The following is a 16,398-nucleotide window of genomic DNA, read 5'->3' as shown; positions in this document are numbered from 1 at the left end:
CCCCGAGGGGTGCGCGGCCTCTTCGCGTGGTGCCGCTCAGACGGTGGTGATGACCTGGTCGAACTCCAGGCGCGGGGAGCGCGGGAACCAGGCGTTCTCGCCCGGCTTGCCGATGTTGACGACCATCAGCGGGGTGTGGTCGGCGTCCAGGAACTCCTTCTGGACGCCGCCGAAGTCCAGGCCGGTCATCGGGCCGGCGGCCAGGCCGGCGGCGCGGACGCCGATGATGAAGTAGGCGGCCTGCAGCGCGGCGTTGAGCAGCGCGGACTGCTCGCGGACCGGGCGCTCGGCGAAGAAGGCGTCCTTGGCCTGCGGGAAGTGCGGCAGCAGCTGGGGGAGCTCCTCGTGGAACTCGTTGTCCGCGGAGAGGATCGCGACCAGCGGGGCGGCGGCGGTCTTGGCCTGGTTGCCCTCGGCCATGTGCTTCACGAGGCGCTCGCGGGCCTCGGGGGAGCGGACCAGGGTGATGCGCAGCGGGGTCTGGTTGAAGGCGGTGGGGCCGAACTTCACCAGGTCGTAGATCGCCTGGACCTGCTCCTCGGTGACCGGCTCGTCCGAGAACGAGTTGGCCGTGCGGGCCTCGCGGAACAGCAGGTCCTGTGCGGCGGAGTCAAGAACGAGAGACATGCGGAAAGCCTTCTTCCATGCGAACGGAGGTGAAGCGTGAACCGATGTCTCCGACCCTACGACGAAAGTAGATGAATTTTCAACTAAATTCGGTGGTGGTGATCAACGTCACTCCTCCTCGTCGGCGGCGTCCCGTGCCGCGAGCGCCGAGTCCAGCCGGGCCCTGGCCCCCTCCAGCCAGTGCCGGCAGACCTTCGCCAGCTCCTCCCCGCGCTCCCAGAGCGCCAGCGAGTCCTCCAGCGACGTCCCGCCGGCCTCCAGCTTGCGGACGACCTCGATGAGTTCGTCGCGGGCCTGCTCATACCCCAGTGGAGTATCTGCTTCTGCCATTCCCATTTCCACCCTCCGTGTGTAATACAACGACTTGTGTGCCCGCTATTCGGGGGCGGCGACCCGTACGGGGAACTCTCCCTCGGCCACCCGCGCACGCAGCACCTCGCCTGCGGAGACCTCCTCCGGCGCGCGCACCACGTGCCCGTCGGCGCGCTGCAGTACGGCGTACCCGCGCTCCAGGGTGGCCGCCGGCGACAGCGCCACCACCCGGGCCAGGGTGTGCGCGAGTTCCGAATCGGCCCGGTCCAGCAGGTGCCCCAGCGTCCGCCGGCTGCGGGCGAGGAGGGCCTCCAGCTCGTCCTCCCGCGTCTCCACCATCCGCTGCGGGTGGACGAAGACCGGCCGGGCCAGGGCGTGCGCGAGGCCCCGCTCCTCCCGGTCGAGCAGCCCGCGCACCGCCCGCAGCCCCCGGCCCTGGAGCTGGCGCACGCGCTCCAGCTCCTCGCCGACGTCCGGGACGACCTTCTTCGCCGCATCCGTGGGCGTGGAGGCCCGCAGGTCCGCGACCAGGTCCAGCAGCGGGGAGTCCGGCTCGTGGCCGATCGCCGAGACCACCGGGGTACGGGCCGCCGCGACGGCCCGTACGACCTCCTCGTCGGAGAAGGGCAGCAGGTCCTCCACGCTGCCGCCGCCGCGCGCCACGATGATCACGTCGACCTCGTCCAGGGCGTCGAGCTCCTTGACCGCCTGGATCACCTGGGGTACCGCGTGCACCCCCTGCACGGCGACGTTGCGGACCTCGAAGCGGACCGCCGGCCAGCGGCGCCGGGCGTTCTCCAGCACGTCGCGCTCGGCCGCCGAGGCCCGCCCGACGACCAGCCCGATCAGCTGCGGCAGGAAGGGCAGCGGCTTCTTGCGCTCCAGCGCGAACAGCCCCTCGGAGGCCAGCGACCGCTTGAGCCGCTCCAGCCGGGCGAGCAGCTCGCCGATGCCGACCGGCCGTATCTCCGTGGCCCGCAGCGACAGCTGCCCGCGCGGGGCGTACCACTCGGGCTTGGCCAGCAGGACGACCCGCGAGCCCTCCGTGACGGCGTCCGCGACCTCGTCGTAGACCTGGCGGAAGCAGGTCACGCTGACCGAGATGTCGTGCGAGGGGTCGCGCAGCGTCAGGAAGACCACCCCCGCCCCCGGCCGCCGCGAGAGCTGCGTGATCTGCCCCTCCACCCACACCTGACCGAGCCGCTCGATCCAGCCCCCGATGAGCCGGGACACCTGGCCTACCGGCAGCGGCGCCTCGGCCGACGTATTCAGACCCATGCAGGCAGGCTAACGGGCTCCGCTGACAGCGTCTCAGGCTCCGGCACCGGTGTCGCGGTCCGGTCGCCGCCCGCTCAGGACGACACGCCTCGCCCGCGCTGAGCGAAGAGCACGCCCAGGCCCACCGCCAGCCACACCGCGCCCACCACCTGCGCCGTCCACGAGGCCTCGACGATCACCGCGACGGTCACCGCCGCGCCCAGCACCGGGACGACCAGGTGCTTCCACCAGTTCGGGACGCCCTCCATCCGCTTGACCACGAACCATCCCACCACCGAGGCGTGCAGCAGCGTGAACGCCACCAGAGCCCCGACGTCGACGACCGACACCAGGTGGTCCAGCCCGTCGTCGCGCCGGGCCGCCCACACCGCCGCGACCAGCGTGATGACCGCCGCCACCAGCAGCGCGGGCCGCGGGGTTCCGTCGGAGGTGCGAGCCAGCACGCGCGGCAGCCGCCCCTCCCGGGCCATCGCGAACACCAGCCGCCCGGCCGCCGCCTGCCCGGCCAGCGCCGCGAAGGCCGCCCCGATCGCCTTGCTGATGGCCACCAGGTCATGCAGCCAGAAGCCGACGGAGACCTCCAGCGCGTTGTAGAAGGCCGGGCCCTGCTGCGCCGGGTCCGCCGCCAGCTCCGCCGCCGTCACCGGGCTGAGCAGCGCCACGAGGTAGGTCTGGGCGATGAACAGCACCCCGGCCAGCCCCAGGCAGAACAGCACCGCCCGCGCCACCCGCGCCGAGCCTCCGGTCACCTCCTCCGCGAAGGAGGCGATGGCGTCGAAGCCCAGGTACGAGAGGACCGCGACCGACACCGCGCCCAGCACGGCCGCCACGCTGAACCCCAGCGAGCCGTCGCCGGTCAGCGGGGAGAGCCAGCCGCGCTGGGCCCCGTCCCGCACCAGGACGGTCACGGCCGCGACCAGGAAGACCAGGAGCACCAGGATCTCCATGGCCAGCACGGCGAAGCCCACGCGCGCGGCCGCCCGTACGCCCCACAGGTTGAGCAGGGTGGTGATCACGACGGCCAGCGCCGTCCACACCCAGCGCGAGACCTCCGGCACCAGCGCGTTCATCGCGATCCCGGAGAACAGGTACGCGACCGCCGGGATCAGCAGGTAGTCGAGCATCGCCATCCACCCGGCGATCAGGCCGGGGCCCTCGCCCAGGCCCTTGCGGGCGTAGGTGAAGACCGAGCCGGCCTGCGGGGCCACCCGCACCATCTGCGCGTACGAGAAGGCCGTGAAGGCCATCGCCACGGTCGCCACCAGGTAGACCAGGGCCACGGCGCCGTGCGACTTGGCGTCCAGGGTGCCGAAGACCCCGACCGGGGCCATGGGCGCGATGAAGAGAAGCCCGTAGACGACCAGGTCCCGGAATCCGAGGCTCCGCCGCAGCAGGCCGTCACGGCCCCGCTCCGGTACCGGCGCCGCCGTACTGGATTCCGCACCGGACGCCATCGACCCTCCGAGGGATGCTGTGGACACGCTTGCGATCAAGTGTGTGCCGTACGGGGGACGAACGGCCTGCTGGGGGCCCCCGTACGATGGAGGGCATGACTGCTGCCGCTTCCCGCCGTGTCCTGCTCGCCGCCCCTCGCGGCTACTGCGCGGGCGTCGACCGAGCCGTGATCGCTGTCGAGAAGGCTCTCGAGCAGTACGGCGCGCCGGTCTACGTCCGGCACGAGATCGTGCACAACAAGTACGTCGTCCAGACGCTGGAGAAGAAGGGCGCCATCTTCGTCGAGCGGACGGAGGAGGTGCCGCCCGGCTCCATCGTGATGTTCTCCGCTCACGGCGTGGCCCCGGTGGTCCACGAGGAGGCCGCGCGCGGCAGGCTCGCGACGATCGACGCGACGTGCCCGCTGGTCACCAAGGTCCACAAGGAAGCCATCCGCTACGCGAACGAGGACTTCGACATCCTCCTCATCGGCCACGAGGGCCACGAGGAGGTCATCGGCACCTCCGGCGAGGCCCCGGAGCACATCACGATCGTGGACGGCCCGGAGGACGTGGCCAAGGTCGAGGTGCGCGACGAGTCGAAGGTCGTCTGGCTGTCGCAGACCACCCTCTCGGTCGACGAGACGATGGAGACGGTCGACGCGCTGAAGCAGAAGTTCCCGCTGCTCGTCTCCCCGCCCAGCGACGACATCTGCTACGCCACCTCCAACCGGCAGGCCGCCGTCAAGGTGATGGGCGCCGACTCCGACCTGGTGATCGTCGTCGGTTCGAAGAACTCCTCGAACTCCATCCGGCTGGTGGAGGTCGCCCTCGACGCGGGCGCGCGCGCCGCGCACCTGGTGGACTTCGCGAGCGAGATCGACGAGGCCTGGCTGGAGGGCGTCGGCACCGTCGGCCTGACCTCGGGCGCCTCGGTGCCGGAGGTCTTGGTCGAGGAGGTCCTGGAGTGGCTGGCGGCGCGCGGCTACGAGGACGTGGAGATCGTGAAGACGGCCGAGGAGTCGATCGTCTTCTCCCTGCCGAAGGAACTGCGCCGCGACCTGCGCGCCGAAGCGGCGGAACTGGTCGCCGACGAGTAAGTCCTTTCGTACGGTATGTCCATGCAGATCATGGGTGTGGACATCGGTGGTTCCGGGATCAAGGGCGCTCCCGTGGACCTGGACCGCGGCGATCTGGCGCAGGAGCGCCACAAGGTACTGACACCGCAGCCGGCCACCCCCGAGGGGGTGGCCGGCTGCGTCGCAGAGGTGGTCGGCGCGTTCTCCTGGTCGGGCCCGGTCGGGGTCACCTTCCCGGGGGTGGTCACGAACGGCGTCACCCGCTCGGCGGCCAACGTCGACAAGGCGTGGGTCGGGGCCGACGCGGCGGCGCTGCTCTCGCGCGAGCTGGGCGGCCTGCCGGTCACGCTCCTCAACGACGCCGACGCGGCGGGGGTCGCGGAGATGACGTACGGGGCCGGGCGCGGGCGGGGCGGCACGGTCCTCATGCTCACCCTGGGCACGGGCATCGGGAGCGCCCTGTTCACGGACGGGCGGCTCGTCCCGAACACGGAGCTCGGGCACCTGGAGCTGAAGGGCCACGACGCGGAGACGCGGGCGTCGGTGAAGGCCAAGGAGGACGGGGACCTGACGTGGGAGCGCTGGGCGCACCGCGTCCAGAAGTACCTGGCCCACGTGGAGATGCTGTTCTCCCCCGACCTGTTCATCATCGGCGGCGGCGTCAGCCGCAAGCCGGAGAAGTTCCTGCCGCTGATCGAGGGCATCCGGGCGGAGATCGTCCCGGCGAAGCTCCAGAACAACGCGGGCATCGTGGGCGCGGCGATGGCGGCGAAGAAGGCGAACGGGCAGGGCGGCTAGAGCACGCGGCGGGGAAGCCTGCGCCGCCCGATGAGCACGGCCTTGCGGACGACGGCGATGAGGGCGGCGACCAGCGTTCCCGCGTACAGCCAGCCGGCGTGCAGGGACAGGACGGACACCAGCCCCATCAGCTGCCCGCCGAAGCCGCCGGAGCCGCCCGAGATGGGCCACGCTCCGGCGGCGAAGGCGATGGGGGCGGTGATCGGCGCGGTGATCAGGTCGGCGGGCCGTACCCACAGGGCGGTGGCGGCCGCCGCGGGCAGGAAGAGCAGCCCGTAGACGAAGAGCGAGGACCCGAACAGCAGCCAGGAGATCCCGCCCGCCAGCACCATGGAGGCGCACGCGAACAGCCCGCCGCCGAGCCCGGTCAGCCGGGGCCGGGGCAGCCGCCGCGCGAGCGGGGGCCGGGGCCGGCCGCCGCCCTGGGCGGGTACGGCGGAGGCCGGTGCGCCCCGCCGCTGGGCCGGGGGTCGCCGGGGGTGAGGTGCCGGTTGCGTCCTGTATTGCTCCACCCCACCAAACTAGGCGGGGAGGCCGCCGGATCCGGGCGCGGACACGCGTACATCCACTGCCACTCATCGGAAAGTAAACTGTCCGACGGCCCACTCCCGGGCCGCCGCCCCCTCCAGCTACGGGAAGTCGCCAACGTGTCGCTCACGATCGGAATCGTCGGCCTGCCGAATGTCGGCAAGTCGACCCTGTTCAACGCCCTGACCAAGAACGACGTGCTGGCGGCCAACTACCCGTTCGCCACCATCGAGCCGAACATCGGCGTCGTCGGTGTCCCGGACCCGCGTCTGGCCGTCCTGGCGGGCATCTTCGGCTCGCAGCGCGTCCTGCCGGCCACGGTCGACTTCGTCGACATCGCGGGCATCGTGCGCGGCGCCTCGGAGGGTGAGGGCCTGGGCAACAAGTTCCTGGCGAACATCCGCGAGTCCGACGCGATCTGCCAGGTCATCCGCGCCTTCAAGGACGAGAACGTCGTACACGTCGACGGCAAGGTCTCGCCGAAGGACGACATCGAGACGATCAACACCGAGCTGATCCTCGCCGACCTCCAGTCCATCGAGAAGGCCGAACCGCGCCTGGCGAAGGAGTCCCGCCTCCAGAAGGAGAAGGTCGCGGTCCTCGCGGCCGTCGTCGAGGCCAAGAAGATCCTCGAAGCGGGCGACACCCTCTTCTCCAAGGGCATCACCAAGGGCACCGAGCAGGGCGACCTCCTCCACGAGCTGCACCTCCTCACCACCAAGCCCTTCCTCTACGTCTTCAACGTGGACGAGGACGAGCTGACGGACGACGCCTTCAAGGCGGAGCAGAGCGCCCTGGTCGCCCCGGCGGAGGCGATCTTCCTGAACGCCAAGCTGGAGGCGGACCTGGCGGAGCTGGACGACGAGGAGGCCCTCGAACTCCTCCAGTCGGTCGGCCAGGACGAGCCCGGCCTGGCCACCCTCGGCCGCGTCGGCTTCGCCACCCTGGGCCTGCAGACCTACCTGACGGCCGGCCCGAAGGAAACCCGCGCCTGGACCATCAAGCAGGGCGCCACCGCCCCCGAGGCCGCCGGCGTGATCCACACCGACTTCCAGCGCGGCTTCATCAAGGCCGAGGTCATCTCCTTCGCGGACCTGGTCGAATGCGGCTCGGTCACCGAGGCCCGCGCGAAGGGCAAGGCCCGCATGGAGGGCAAGGACTACGTCATGCAGGACGGCGACGTCGTCGAATTCCGCTTCAACGTGTAGTCGTGCGCATACTGCACGTTAGGTGTTGAGTCAAACGTGCAAGTCGGAAGGGGTCGGACTCTGTCGAGTCCGACCCCTTCGTCGTCACCGTGCTGGATGGGTGCTGGATATTCTGACGTGCGGTCAGAGGCGATCAGGTGTCGTAAACGGTGGATCGGTGTCCCACGTGAACGACCCAGACCACCAGTTCCCCGTTGTCGATCGTGTAGACGACGCGGTAGTCGCCGACTCGCAGGCGGCGGCGGTCCGGCTGGGATACGAGTGCGGTGGTGTTGAAGCCGAGAGGATCGCTTTCCAACTCGGTCAGCTTGGCCAAGATGCGCAGTGCCATGTCGCGGGGGATCTTGCGAAGCTCGGCCTGCGCCTCGGGTCGGAAGACGGTTCGGTACTCACTCACCGCGCGCCAGCGTCTCCCTCATGATGTCCTCGATCGGGATGCCGGGCGCCGGGTTGGCCATGCGCTCGTCGATGATCCGATTGATTTCGCGCTCTTCCCACTCCTGGTACTTGCGTAGTACCTCGATGGAGACGACTGCGGCGACTTCCTTGCCGCGGCGCGTGATCACCGTGGGTACGTCGTCACGGTCCGCACGCTCCACGACCTCCGCCAGGTGGGCGCGCACGTCGCGGATGGACTCTATGGGCAGTGGCTGAGTCATGCGCTCAAGAGTACCGAGTGTCCCATGTGTACACAACGCGTCGCGAGCGACGGGCGTTCGTCGCGCTCGTGCGTGCTGGATGAACTCGCACCGTGCTGGATCGGTGCTGGATGAGGGCTCCGAAAATCACGTTTCCGCAGGTGGGAGCGCTGTGCTGAACGTTCCGCTTCAACGTGTAGCAGCCTCGCTACTGCACGTCAGAAGGGGTCGGATTCTGACGAGTCCGACCCCTTCGTCGTCGCCGTGATCAGGTCTCGTAAACGGTGGACCGGTGTCCCCCGTGAACGACCCAGACCACCAGCTCTCCGTTGTCGATCGTGTAGACGACGCGGTGGTCGCCGACGCGCAGACGGCGTCGTTCGGGCTGGGATACGAGTGCGGTGGTGTTGAAGCCGAGAGGGTCGGTCTCCGGCTCGGTCAGCCTGGCCAGGATGCGCAGTGCCATGTCGCGGGGGATCTTGCGAAGCTCGGCCTGTGCCTCAGGGCGGAAGGCGGTCCGGTACTCACTCACCGCGCGCCAGTGTCTCCCTCATGATGTCCTCGATCGGGATGCCGGGGGCGGGGTTGGCCATGCGCTCGTCGATGATCCGGTTGATCTCGCGCGTGTACACAACGTCGCGGGCGGCCTGCCCTCCTTCTGCATTCCCGCGCTGACTTGGTGCTGACTTCTCAGCCGCTTCGGGGCGGGGTGAGCTTGTTGAGGTCCAGGCTGACCTCGAAGGGCACGGGGCGCTGGAGGGTGCCGCGGAAGATACCGGCGGGCGCGTAGGCGCCGGTGGGCTCGTCCAGCTCGTAGACGTGGACTACGGGTGCTCCGTCCTCGTCCTCGATGCACCAGTAGTGGGGGATGCCGGCTTCCGCGTACTTGCGGAGCTTTACTGTGCGGTCGCGATGGGCGGACTCGGGGGAGACGACCTCGATGACGAGCTGCACGTCCTCCGGCGCGAACCAGGTGCGGTCGCCGTCGAAGTCGGCCGTCGTGACGAGCAGGTCCGGTTCGGGACGGTTGCGCGGGTCGAGCTTGATGGTCATCTCGCGGCCGACTCTGGTGTCGGCGGGCACCTGCTCCATGAGTGCGACCGTGAGCATGGTGACGAGGTGGCCGTGCCACCACCTCTGGGGCGACATCATGAAGACGAGGGCTCCATCGATCAGCTCGGTGTGGCGGGGTGCCTCGGGGAGGCGGTCCAGGTCCTCCGCGAACCAGCCTTCCGCGCGCGGCGGGCGCATCCAGTCGGGCAGTCCGGTCATGAGCCAACCCTAGCGATTGCGGCCGTCAGGCAGGGCGGGGTCTAGCGGGCGGCCGGGTTGAGGGTCGCGGTGATCGCAGGGGTGAGGGGTGGCCGGCCAGGACGTGGCGGATCGCGGTCAGGGGGACCGGGCGCTCGTAGTGGTCCTCGAAGTGGGCCTGGACGGCCTCGGGGGAGCGGTCGGTGAGCAGGCGGAAGAGGAAGCCGGAGCTGTCCGGGTCCTTGCTGCCCGAGGGGAAGTCGATGGCGGAGCCGGCGCGCCAGGCGGTGTCGCCGGTCTCCCGCCACAGGCAGGCCGTGACACGGGTGGCGCCCGTGTGCTCGTCGTAGAAGGCGGGCTCCTCCAGGAGCGGGCGCAGCGCCGCGGGGACTTCGTCGATGACGCCGGGCCAGACCTGCTCGTCGTCCGTCCCGTACGGACTCATCTCCGACTCGTGGTCGAAGCCGCGTATGAGGACGCCGGCCGGGGTGAAGACGACGCTGAAATCGTCCCCCGAGCCGTTCTCCATCAGGGCCGCCTCCTGGCCCGGGCCCCAGGCGGCATCGAAGGTGTAGCGGCAGAAGCGGGGATCGTCGCCCATCGTTGCGTCCAGAACGGCCAGCGCGCGCAGGTGCGCGTGGAGTTCGGCGGGGTCGGGGAGGAGGGTCGCGGTCTCGTACACAGTGCTCATGGGGTCATGGAGGCAGCCGCTGCTGACAAGCCGGCGCCGCCGCGCCTCGCGGGGCCACCCCGGACGTGGTGTCTTGTGCATCCAGTCGGCCGACGTGGGTCGTGGGGCGTGGGGGTGGTGGGGCGGGATCGCTCAGCATCGGCACCTGTAAGCCGTACGTGCCGTGCCCCGACGGGCCGACGAAAGACCAGGTGCACCTGATGAGAATCCGCCTCAGCGCAGTGCTGTCCGCCGCGCTCCTCGTGGCCGGCCTGCAGTTCGCCGCGACCACCGCCGCGCAGGGCGCCCCGCCGCCCGGTGATCTGCGGCTCGCGCCGGCCGCGACCGCCGTGCCGGACAGCTGGATCGTCGTCCTCAAGGACGGGACGGACGTGTCCGGGGCCCACGCCATGGCCTCCGGGGCGGGCGGGGAGGTCGGGCACGTCTACCGCAGCGCCCTGCGCGGCTTCTCCGTCCGGGCTTCGCAGGACCGGGCCGCCGAGCTGGCCGCCGACCCGCGCGTCGCGTACGTGGAGCAGGACGCGGAGGTGCGGGCTTCGGACACGCAGTCGAACGCGCCGTGGGGCCTCGACCGGATCGACCAGCGGGCGCTGCCGCTGTCGCAGACGTACACGTACGACTCCACGGCCTCGACCGTGACCGCGTACGTCATCGACACCGGGATCCGCACCACGCACGCCGACTTCGGCAACCGGGCGCGCGTGGGCTTCGACGCCTTCGGGGGCAACGGCCAGGACTGCAACGGGCACGGCACGCACGTCGCCGGGACGGTGGGCGGGACCACCTACGGCGTGGCGAAGGGCGCCTCCCTCGTGTCCGTGCGGGTGCTGAACTGCAGCGGCTCCGGCACCACCGCCGGGGTGATCGCGGGGGTCGACTGGGTGTCGGCCAACGCGGCCAAGCCCGCCGTGGCCAACATGAGCCTCGGCGGCGGCATCAGCTCGGCCCTGGACGGCGCCGTCGCCCGGTCGATCTCCTCGGGCGTCACCTACGCGATCGCGGCGGGCAACTCCGCTGCGAACGCCTGCAATTACTCGCCCGGCCGCACCCCGTCGGCCATCACCGTCGGCGCGACCCTCCGCTGGGACGCCCGCGCCTCCTTCTCGAACTACGGCTCGTGCCTCGACCTCTTCGCCCCGGGCGTCGGCATCACCTCGGACTGGAACACGGGCGACACCGCCACGAACAGCCTCTCCGGCACCTCGATGGCCGCCCCGCACGTGGCGGGCACGGCGGCGCTCTACCTGGCGGCCCACCCGGCCGCGAGCCCGGTCCAGGTGAGGGACGCGGTCGTGGCCAACGCGACGGCGGGCGCCGTCGTCGTCCCGGGTCCCGGCTCCCCGAACCGGCTCCTGTACTCCCGCTTCTGACCCCCTGGCGGGTGGCTGGACGGTGAGGGGTCGGACCGCGGCGGTGAACGCTGTCCGGCCCCTTCTGCCGTGCCCCCTCCCCGCCTTCATCAGGCCTTCAGGGGTGGCCAATTGGAGTGGAGGAGGGTGAACAAGCCTGTCCCTACCGCTACTTAACGGATACGGGGGATAGCGCACGGTTTATGTGATGTCAATCGCAGTCCGATAATTTGATCATGAACCTGCTCACCTGCCATCCTCCTACTCGTTCAAGCCACTTGACCTGAAAGTGAGTTGTTGGTGAAGAAGCGCGGAATCAAGCTTGCCCTCGTGGCCGGTGCCGTCATCGCCGCCAGTGCCGCCCCGGCCCTGGCCACGACCGTGAGCGTCGGCGGCGGTACCTGGGACTACGGCGCGGGCACCGCGACCGTGTGGTCGGACTACTACCACGGCAGCAAGTGCCACGGTTCCTCCGTCCAGGGTGAGTACTACGACGCGAGCGGCAACGTCTCGGCGGGCAGCTGGGCCTTCGCCTCCGCGCCGGTGAAGCTGTCCGGCAACAAGTCGTACTACCGCACCACCTGCTGATTCGCAGACGCGGTGAGTCGCCGGGCGAGCGGGGCAACTCCGCTTTCCCGGCGGTTCGTTGACCGGACGGTCGGCGCTCCGGTCCGGTCTTCCTGCCCTCCCACCCCGCTCCCACCTACCTAGGTAATCGATTGCTTCACCGAGGTATCAAGTTCGTCCACGCCGCCGTGCTGGCCTTCTCGGCCGTGGTGGCGTTTCTGTTCGTGCGGGGACTGGACGAGGACTGGGTGCTGGGCCACTCCGCCCTGGTCTGGGTGTCCGAGTCCGACAACTCGGCCGGCGGCGAGCAAGTCGCCCAGGCCGTCGCGGCGTTCGCAGCCGACCACAAGGTCACGGTGACCCGCGAACTGCCCGACCTCAAGGACCCCTACGGACGCCGGCACCTGTACCTCGCCTCCGGCGGGCCCGGCTCCGAGGCGTCGCAGTGGCTGAGCGACGGCTACCCCGCCTTCGGCCGCGAATACCGTACGGACGTCCACCCGATCGGCCAGGTCGGCCAGTTGGACCCCCGCGGCCTCTACTACGTCTTCGGCTCGGACCACGACGCCGACGCGCTGGCCGCCGAGTTCGCCTCCCTCGGCATGCGCGCGAGCGTGAGCCACCCGCTCTCCCTCGCCGAGCTGGCCCCCCTCTACACCGGCGGCGCCCTCTACTGGTCCGTCCTCGTCGTCGCACTCGCCGCCGTGACCATGACCGGCGCGAGCGTGCTGCTGGGTGCCAAGGCCTACGGCGTCCTGCGCCTCCAGGGCAAGTCCCTCGGGGAGATCCTCCTGCGCGACCTGCGCCAGCTCGCCGTGTTCTGGGCGTGCGCGGCCGGCGTCGTCGCCGCGGCGGCCACGGCCTTCCTCGGGTTCTACAACGGCCTGGCCTGGCTCGGCTTCTTCGCCTCGGTGGCCGCCGGCATCGCCGCCCTGCTCGTCCTGCTGATGCTGGCCGCCCACGCCGGCGTGCTCGCCCTGACCTTCAAGACCGAGGTGCTGCGCGCCCTCAAGGGCGAACTGCCCGCCCGCGCCGCCTCCTTGAGCGCCTACCTCGTACGGGTCCCCGCCCTGCTGCTGGCCCTGTCCATCGCCGGATCCGTCGTCCTCGCCGGCCAGGACGTGGCCACGCGCCAGGACAGCCGCGCGGCCTACGCCAAGGTGGGCGACGCCACCGCCATCCTCCTCAACGGCAGCCTGGGCAGCGAGTCGGCGCAGATGGAGACACGGGTCGGCCAGTGGCTCCGCAAGGCCGACGGCGAGGGGAAGACCGTGCTCGCCGGGCGGCGCGAGCTGCGCTACCTCGCCCCTCCGGGCTCGGGCCTGCCCCAGGGCGAGTTCCTCATCGTCAACGAGTCCTTCCTCGCCGCGCAGCCGATCCTCGACCCCGCCGGCCGCCGCTACACCGCGGCCCCCGCCCCGCGCGACGGGAAGGTCCCCGGCATCGGCCCGAACCCGGGCACCGGCACCGGCACGGTCCGCCTCCTCGTCCCCGAGTCCCTGGCCGGTCACGCGCAGACCATCGCCGCACGGATACCCGGCGTCCTGAGCCCGACCAACCCCGAGCTCATCCGCCCCGACCAGGTGCAGACCCTCGCGGCGCGCAGCGGCCAGCGCGTGTTCACGTACAACCCCGGCGACCGGACCCGCAGCGCCGGCAGCAACCCGAACCAGGACCGGTCCCTCGTGCGCGACCCGGTGCTGCTCGTGGTCCCCAACGGCTCGACCTTCCTCACCGACAACGCCTACACCGCCTTCGCGACCCAGGGCGGGGTGGTCTTCCCCCGCCCCGACGACGTCCTCGACGGCATCGCGGCGAACAAGCTGCAGACCTACGTGAAGGCCATGCGCCCGGTCGGGCAGAACGCCGCCCTGGAACTGCGCAACGTCGTGGGCGACTTCCGCCTCCAGCTCTTCAACCTCATCGTGGCCGTCGCGGTCCTCCTCATCACCGGCGTGGGCGTCTGCATCGTCCACTCCCGCAAGAACGCCCAGGCGATCTTCGTCAAGCACATCAGCGGCTGGCGGTTCGCCGCGACCCACCGCTCGGTCCTCGCCGTCGAGGGGCTGCTCGCGCTCCTCCTCGCCGCGTGGGTGCCCTTCCACACGTGGCAGCAGAACCAGGACCTGCAGCGCTACGCGGCCCTCGGCATCCCGGCGCCCCGCCCGCCCGCCCGGATCACCTCGCTGGACCTGGGCCTGACCGCAGGACTGGTCGTCATCGAGGTCGCGGCGGTGGTCATCGCCCTAGCCGTCTTCCACCGCCGCATCGTCAGGGAAGGGGCGAGCGAGGGGTGAGCCGCGGCTCCGCCCTCGTCCCCCCGCCCGCAACCCCCCGTACGTCCCCGGCTTCAGCAGGAGCAGCGCAGTGATCGAGATCGACAACCTGTCGAAGTCCTTCGGACCCCGGACCCTGTGGTCGGGTGTCGACCTGACCGTCGGGCGCGGCGAGATGCTGGCCCTCGTCGGCCCCAGCGGCTCGGGCAAGTCCACCCTCCTCAACTGCCTCGGCCTGCTCGACACGCCCAGCGGCGGGGCGATCCGCTACGAGGGGACGGACATCACCCGCTTCGACCGGCGTGGGATCCGCCGCTTCCGGCGCGACGTGCTCGGCTACCTCTTCCAGAACTACGCCCTGATCGAGAACGCCACGGTCGCGGCCAACCTGGAGGTGGCCGTCCGGCCGAGGCGCTCGCGCGGCGGCGCCGCGCCGGCCGGGCGCGTCACCGTCGCCGAAGCCCTCGACCGCGTGGGGCTCGCCGGGCGGGAGAAGGCGAAGATCCACCACCTCAGCGGCGGCGAGCAGCAGCGGGTGGCGCTGGCGCGGCTGATGGTGAAGCAGCCGGCCCTCGTCCTCGCCGACGAGCCGACCGGCGCCCTCGACCAGGACAACGCCGCCATGGTCGTCGACATCCTCGGCGAGATGAGCGACGCCGGCTGCACCGTCGTCATCGCCACCCACAACGACTACGTGCGCGACCGGTGCGACGCCGTTTTCACCGTCGCACGGGCCGAACAGGGCGCACGCGCCGCTCAGGCCGTATAGGCCGTACAGGCCGGAGCCCGCGTCAGAGCCCGCGGACCGAGGCGACCGTGAAGGTGGTGGGGGTGCCGCCGTCCGTCCCGAGCGGGCCGCCCTTGTCGAACTGCGAGCGGACCACCAGGGTGCGGCCGCCCGGGGTGTGGGCGAGGGTCGTGGGGATCTGGAGGGACGGGTCCGTGATCGTGTGGACCAGGCGGGCGCGGGTGCCGTCCGCCGTGAGCTGCCAGCGGGTCAGCGTGTTGGTTACGTTCTGCGCCACCCGCAGGGTCCCGTCGGCGGCGAGGTCGAGGCCGTCGGCGGCCTTCAGGTCCGCCCCGGAGAGGGCGACGCGGACGACGGCGCCGCTGCGCAGGTCGACGCGGTAGAGGTCGCCGCCCGTCATGTCGACGGTGAGCAGGTAGCGGCCCGCCCGGTCCGAGACGATCCCGTTGAGGGTGAAGGTGCCCTCGGGCCGCGGGCGCAGGACCGGGTTGAGGTCGAAGGCCACGTTCAGCGTGCCGCCGCCGGCGGCCAGATCGTCCGGGGTCGCGCGGTAGACCACCCCGCGCACGCTGTCCGTCAGGTACGCGGTGCCGTCCGGGGTGACGGTCAGGTCGTTGACGAAGCGCGGGGCGGTCCCGGCCACGTCGAAGCGGGCCAGACGGGCCCCGGTCGCCGCGTCGTACACCGAGACGCCGGCGGTGGAGTCCGTCACCCACAGGCGGCCGCGGGCATCGACGCGCAGGCCGTTCGCCGTGTGGCGGCCGTCGGTGCCGGAGGGGAGGAACACCTCCGCCTCGGACCGGCCGGGGCGGGCCCGGTAGACGGTGCCGTCCGCGTACGAGCCGACGTAGACCGTGTGCGTACGGGGGTCGGTGGCTATGCCCTCCGGGTAGACCTTCGCGCCCGGTATGGAGAAGGCCGTGGATATGCGGGCATCGGTGCGGGCGGCGCCCTCGCCCGCGGCCAGGGCCGGAGTCGTCGCCCCCAGGGTCAGGGCCCCGGTCAGGGTGGTGGTCACGGCGATGGTCAGGGCTGTGGCCAGAAGCTTCATCAGGTGTCCTCTACTGTCTAGGTGTGGACGAATCTAAGTTAGAGCTCTAATGGTTGCAAGGGGCTTTAGGATGCGGGCATGACCTCCATGGCCCCCGAGGAGCGCATCGGCTCTCATCTGAAGCGCGCTGAACAGGCACTCGTCGCGGCGAAGAACGCCGCGTGCAAGCCGGCCGCAGTAACGGTTCCGCAGTACGCGGCCCTGCTCTGGCTGGCCGAGAAGCCCGGCATCTCCGCCGCCGCGCTCGCCCGGCTGTGCGGGGTGACGCCGCCGACCATGAACACCGTCCTGAAGAACCTCCAGGAGCGCGGGTTCATCGAGCGGACCCCGCACGAGTGGCACCGCAACGTGCTGGAGACCCGGCTCACGGCCGAGGGGCGGGCGGCGCTGGAGCTGGCGGACGCGGGTGCCGTACGCGTGGAGCGGGCGCTGGCCGCGGCGTTCAGCGGGGAGGAGCGGGAGTTGCTCATCGACCTGCTGGGGCGGTGCGCGGACGTGCTCGACGCCCAGCGTTAGGCCGCTGTTCCGATGAGATCCCCTGAGATCCCCGTCATGTTTTTGCCG

Annotated in this window: 19 protein-coding genes; 8 read left to right on the top strand and 11 right to left on the bottom strand. The window is 71.0% G+C overall.

The window, feature by feature from the left end; all coding sequences use genetic code 11:
- Window positions 1-36 precede the first annotated feature (36 nt).
- The 4 genes from ACFTXQ_RS26925 to ACFTXQ_RS26910 form a co-directional block, all read right to left on the bottom strand.
- Window positions 37-627, bottom strand: coding sequence for a malonic semialdehyde reductase (locus ACFTXQ_RS26925; protein WP_382645046.1), 591 nt, complete (start codon window positions 625-627; stop codon window positions 37-39).
- A 108-nt stretch (window positions 628-735) separates the two neighbouring features.
- Window positions 736-957 carry an exodeoxyribonuclease VII small subunit gene (locus tag ACFTXQ_RS26920; RefSeq protein ID WP_382645044.1) on the bottom strand — a complete coding sequence of 74 codons (222 nt, stop codon included), beginning with the start codon at window positions 955-957 and terminating at the stop codon, window positions 736-738.
- Between the two features lie 45 nt (window positions 958-1,002).
- Entirely contained in the window at window positions 1,003-2,217 is a 1,215-nt protein-coding gene (gene xseA / locus ACFTXQ_RS26915) for an exodeoxyribonuclease VII large subunit (RefSeq protein ID WP_382645043.1), read from the bottom strand.
- A gap of 74 nt (window positions 2,218-2,291) precedes the next feature.
- Window positions 2,292-3,671, bottom strand: coding sequence for an APC family permease (locus ACFTXQ_RS26910; protein WP_382645049.1), 1,380 nt, complete (start codon window positions 3,669-3,671; stop codon window positions 2,292-2,294).
- A gap of 86 nt (window positions 3,672-3,757) precedes the next feature.
- On the opposite strand from ACFTXQ_RS26910, the gene ACFTXQ_RS26905 reads away from it, so the two are divergent.
- Both ACFTXQ_RS26905 and ppgK read left to right on the top strand, forming a co-directional pair.
- Window positions 3,758-4,750 (top strand): 4-hydroxy-3-methylbut-2-enyl diphosphate reductase, encoded by a 993-nt coding sequence (locus tag ACFTXQ_RS26905; protein ID WP_382645042.1) that lies wholly within the window; start codon window positions 3,758-3,760, stop codon window positions 4,748-4,750.
- 21 nt (window positions 4,751-4,771) lie between these two features.
- The gene (gene ppgK / locus ACFTXQ_RS26900) at window positions 4,772-5,527 is read left to right on the top strand and encodes a polyphosphate--glucose phosphotransferase (protein ID WP_382645040.1); all 756 of its coding nucleotides are present in this window, start codon (window positions 4,772-4,774) and stop codon (window positions 5,525-5,527) included.
- On the opposite strand, the gene ACFTXQ_RS26895 is transcribed toward ppgK, so the two are convergent.
- Window positions 5,524-6,039 carry a DUF6542 domain-containing protein gene (locus ACFTXQ_RS26895; RefSeq protein ID WP_382645038.1) on the bottom strand — a complete coding sequence of 172 codons (516 nt, stop codon included), beginning with the start codon at window positions 6,037-6,039 and terminating at the stop codon, window positions 5,524-5,526. The genes ppgK and ACFTXQ_RS26895 overlap by 4 nt on opposite strands.
- Before the next feature lie 135 nt (window positions 6,040-6,174).
- Between ACFTXQ_RS26895 and ychF the strand changes: the two genes are divergently transcribed.
- Window positions 6,175-7,263, top strand: coding sequence for a redox-regulated ATPase YchF (ychF, locus tag ACFTXQ_RS26890; RefSeq protein ID WP_382645036.1), 1,089 nt, complete (start codon window positions 6,175-6,177; stop codon window positions 7,261-7,263).
- Between the two features lie 133 nt (window positions 7,264-7,396).
- On the opposite strand, the gene ACFTXQ_RS26885 is transcribed toward ychF, so the two are convergent.
- The 5 genes from ACFTXQ_RS26885 to ACFTXQ_RS26865 form a co-directional block, all read right to left on the bottom strand.
- Window positions 7,397-7,660 (bottom strand): type II toxin-antitoxin system RelE/ParE family toxin, encoded by a 264-nt coding sequence (locus tag ACFTXQ_RS26885; RefSeq protein WP_171153185.1) that lies wholly within the window; start codon window positions 7,658-7,660, stop codon window positions 7,397-7,399.
- Entirely contained in the window at window positions 7,653-7,922 is a 270-nt protein-coding gene (locus ACFTXQ_RS26880) for a type II toxin-antitoxin system Phd/YefM family antitoxin (protein ID WP_019434848.1), read from the bottom strand. Before ACFTXQ_RS26880 ends, ACFTXQ_RS26885 begins: the two co-directional genes overlap by 8 nt.
- Window positions 7,923-8,169: 247 nt before the next feature.
- Window positions 8,170-8,433, bottom strand: a complete 264-nt coding sequence (locus ACFTXQ_RS26875) for a type II toxin-antitoxin system RelE/ParE family toxin (protein WP_382645034.1) — start codon at window positions 8,431-8,433, stop codon at window positions 8,170-8,172.
- 158 nt (window positions 8,434-8,591) lie between these two features.
- Complete coding sequence (locus tag ACFTXQ_RS26870; protein WP_382645032.1) at window positions 8,592-9,173, bottom strand: Uma2 family endonuclease; 582 nt, start codon at window positions 9,171-9,173, stop codon at window positions 8,592-8,594.
- Window positions 9,174-9,198: 25 nt separating this feature from the next.
- Window positions 9,199-9,843: a hypothetical protein gene (locus ACFTXQ_RS26865; RefSeq protein WP_382645030.1), complete on the bottom strand. Its 645-nt coding sequence runs from the start codon at window positions 9,841-9,843 to the stop codon at window positions 9,199-9,201.
- Between the two features lie 191 nt (window positions 9,844-10,034).
- Here ACFTXQ_RS26865 and ACFTXQ_RS26860 point away from each other — a divergent pair, with 191 nt between their 5' ends.
- From ACFTXQ_RS26860 to ACFTXQ_RS26845, 4 genes are all read left to right on the top strand, one after another.
- Window positions 10,035-11,213: a S8 family peptidase gene (locus ACFTXQ_RS26860; RefSeq protein ID WP_382645028.1), complete on the top strand. Its 1,179-nt coding sequence runs from the start codon at window positions 10,035-10,037 to the stop codon at window positions 11,211-11,213.
- Window positions 11,214-11,492: 279 nt separating this feature from the next.
- On the top strand, window positions 11,493-11,780 hold the full coding sequence (locus ACFTXQ_RS26855) for a lactococcin 972 family bacteriocin (protein ID WP_382645026.1): 288 nt from the start codon (window positions 11,493-11,495) through the stop codon (window positions 11,778-11,780).
- Between the two features lie 131 nt (window positions 11,781-11,911).
- Window positions 11,912-14,056, top strand: a complete 2,145-nt coding sequence (locus ACFTXQ_RS26850; protein WP_382645025.1) for a hypothetical protein — start codon at window positions 11,912-11,914, stop codon at window positions 14,054-14,056.
- A 70-nt stretch (window positions 14,057-14,126) separates the two neighbouring features.
- Window positions 14,127-14,804, top strand: a complete 678-nt coding sequence (locus ACFTXQ_RS26845) for an ABC transporter ATP-binding protein (protein ID WP_382645023.1) — start codon at window positions 14,127-14,129, stop codon at window positions 14,802-14,804.
- Window positions 14,805-14,826: 22 nt separating this feature from the next.
- Here ACFTXQ_RS26845 and ACFTXQ_RS26840 read toward each other — a convergent pair whose 3' ends face one another.
- Window positions 14,827-15,834, bottom strand: a complete 1,008-nt coding sequence (locus tag ACFTXQ_RS26840) for an SMP-30/gluconolactonase/LRE family protein (protein WP_382645021.1) — start codon at window positions 15,832-15,834, stop codon at window positions 14,827-14,829.
- A 78-nt stretch (window positions 15,835-15,912) separates the two neighbouring features.
- Between ACFTXQ_RS26840 and ACFTXQ_RS26835 the strand changes: the two genes are divergently transcribed.
- Window positions 15,913-16,350, top strand: coding sequence for a MarR family winged helix-turn-helix transcriptional regulator (locus ACFTXQ_RS26835; RefSeq protein WP_382645019.1), 438 nt, complete (start codon window positions 15,913-15,915; stop codon window positions 16,348-16,350).
- Window positions 16,351-16,398 lie beyond the last annotated feature (48 nt).

Source organism: Streptomyces sp. NPDC057010 (genome assembly GCF_042673805.1).
Taxonomy (GTDB): domain Bacteria; phylum Actinomycetota; class Actinomycetes; order Streptomycetales; family Streptomycetaceae; genus Streptomyces.
The sequence above is the reverse complement of the archived record's forward strand: the minus strand, read 5'-3'. Positions and strand labels throughout refer to the sequence as shown.

Bases quoted from the DNA above. Each gene is read 5' to 3' on its own strand.
- ppgK (WP_382645040.1), top strand. From the start codon at position 4,772: ATGCAGATCATGGGTGTGGACATCGGTGGTTCCGGGATCAAGGGCGCT.
- ACFTXQ_RS26880 (WP_019434848.1), bottom strand. From the start codon at position 7,922: ATGACTCAGCCACTGCCCATAGAGTCCATCCGCGACGTGCGCGCCCAC.
- ACFTXQ_RS26870 (WP_382645032.1), bottom strand. From the start codon at position 9,173: ATGACCGGACTGCCCGACTGGATGCGCCCGCCGCGCGCGGAAGGCTGG.
- xseA (WP_382645043.1), bottom strand. From the start codon at position 2,217: ATGGGTCTGAATACGTCGGCCGAGGCGCCGCTGCCGGTAGGCCAGGTG.
- ACFTXQ_RS26840 (WP_382645021.1), bottom strand. From the start codon at position 15,834: ATGAAGCTTCTGGCCACAGCCCTGACCATCGCCGTGACCACCACCCTG.
- ACFTXQ_RS26905 (WP_382645042.1), top strand. From the start codon at position 3,758: ATGGAGGGCATGACTGCTGCCGCTTCCCGCCGTGTCCTGCTCGCCGCC.
- ACFTXQ_RS26925 (WP_382645046.1), bottom strand. From the start codon at position 627: ATGTCTCTCGTTCTTGACTCCGCCGCACAGGACCTGCTGTTCCGCGAG.
- ACFTXQ_RS26920 (WP_382645044.1), bottom strand. From the start codon at position 957: ATGGCAGAAGCAGATACTCCACTGGGGTATGAGCAGGCCCGCGACGAA.
- ACFTXQ_RS26910 (WP_382645049.1), bottom strand. From the start codon at position 3,671: ATGGCGTCCGGTGCGGAATCCAGTACGGCGGCGCCGGTACCGGAGCGG.
- ACFTXQ_RS26835 (WP_382645019.1), top strand. From the start codon at position 15,913: ATGACCTCCATGGCCCCCGAGGAGCGCATCGGCTCTCATCTGAAGCGC.
- ACFTXQ_RS26865 (WP_382645030.1), bottom strand. From the start codon at position 9,843: ATGAGCACTGTGTACGAGACCGCGACCCTCCTCCCCGACCCCGCCGAA.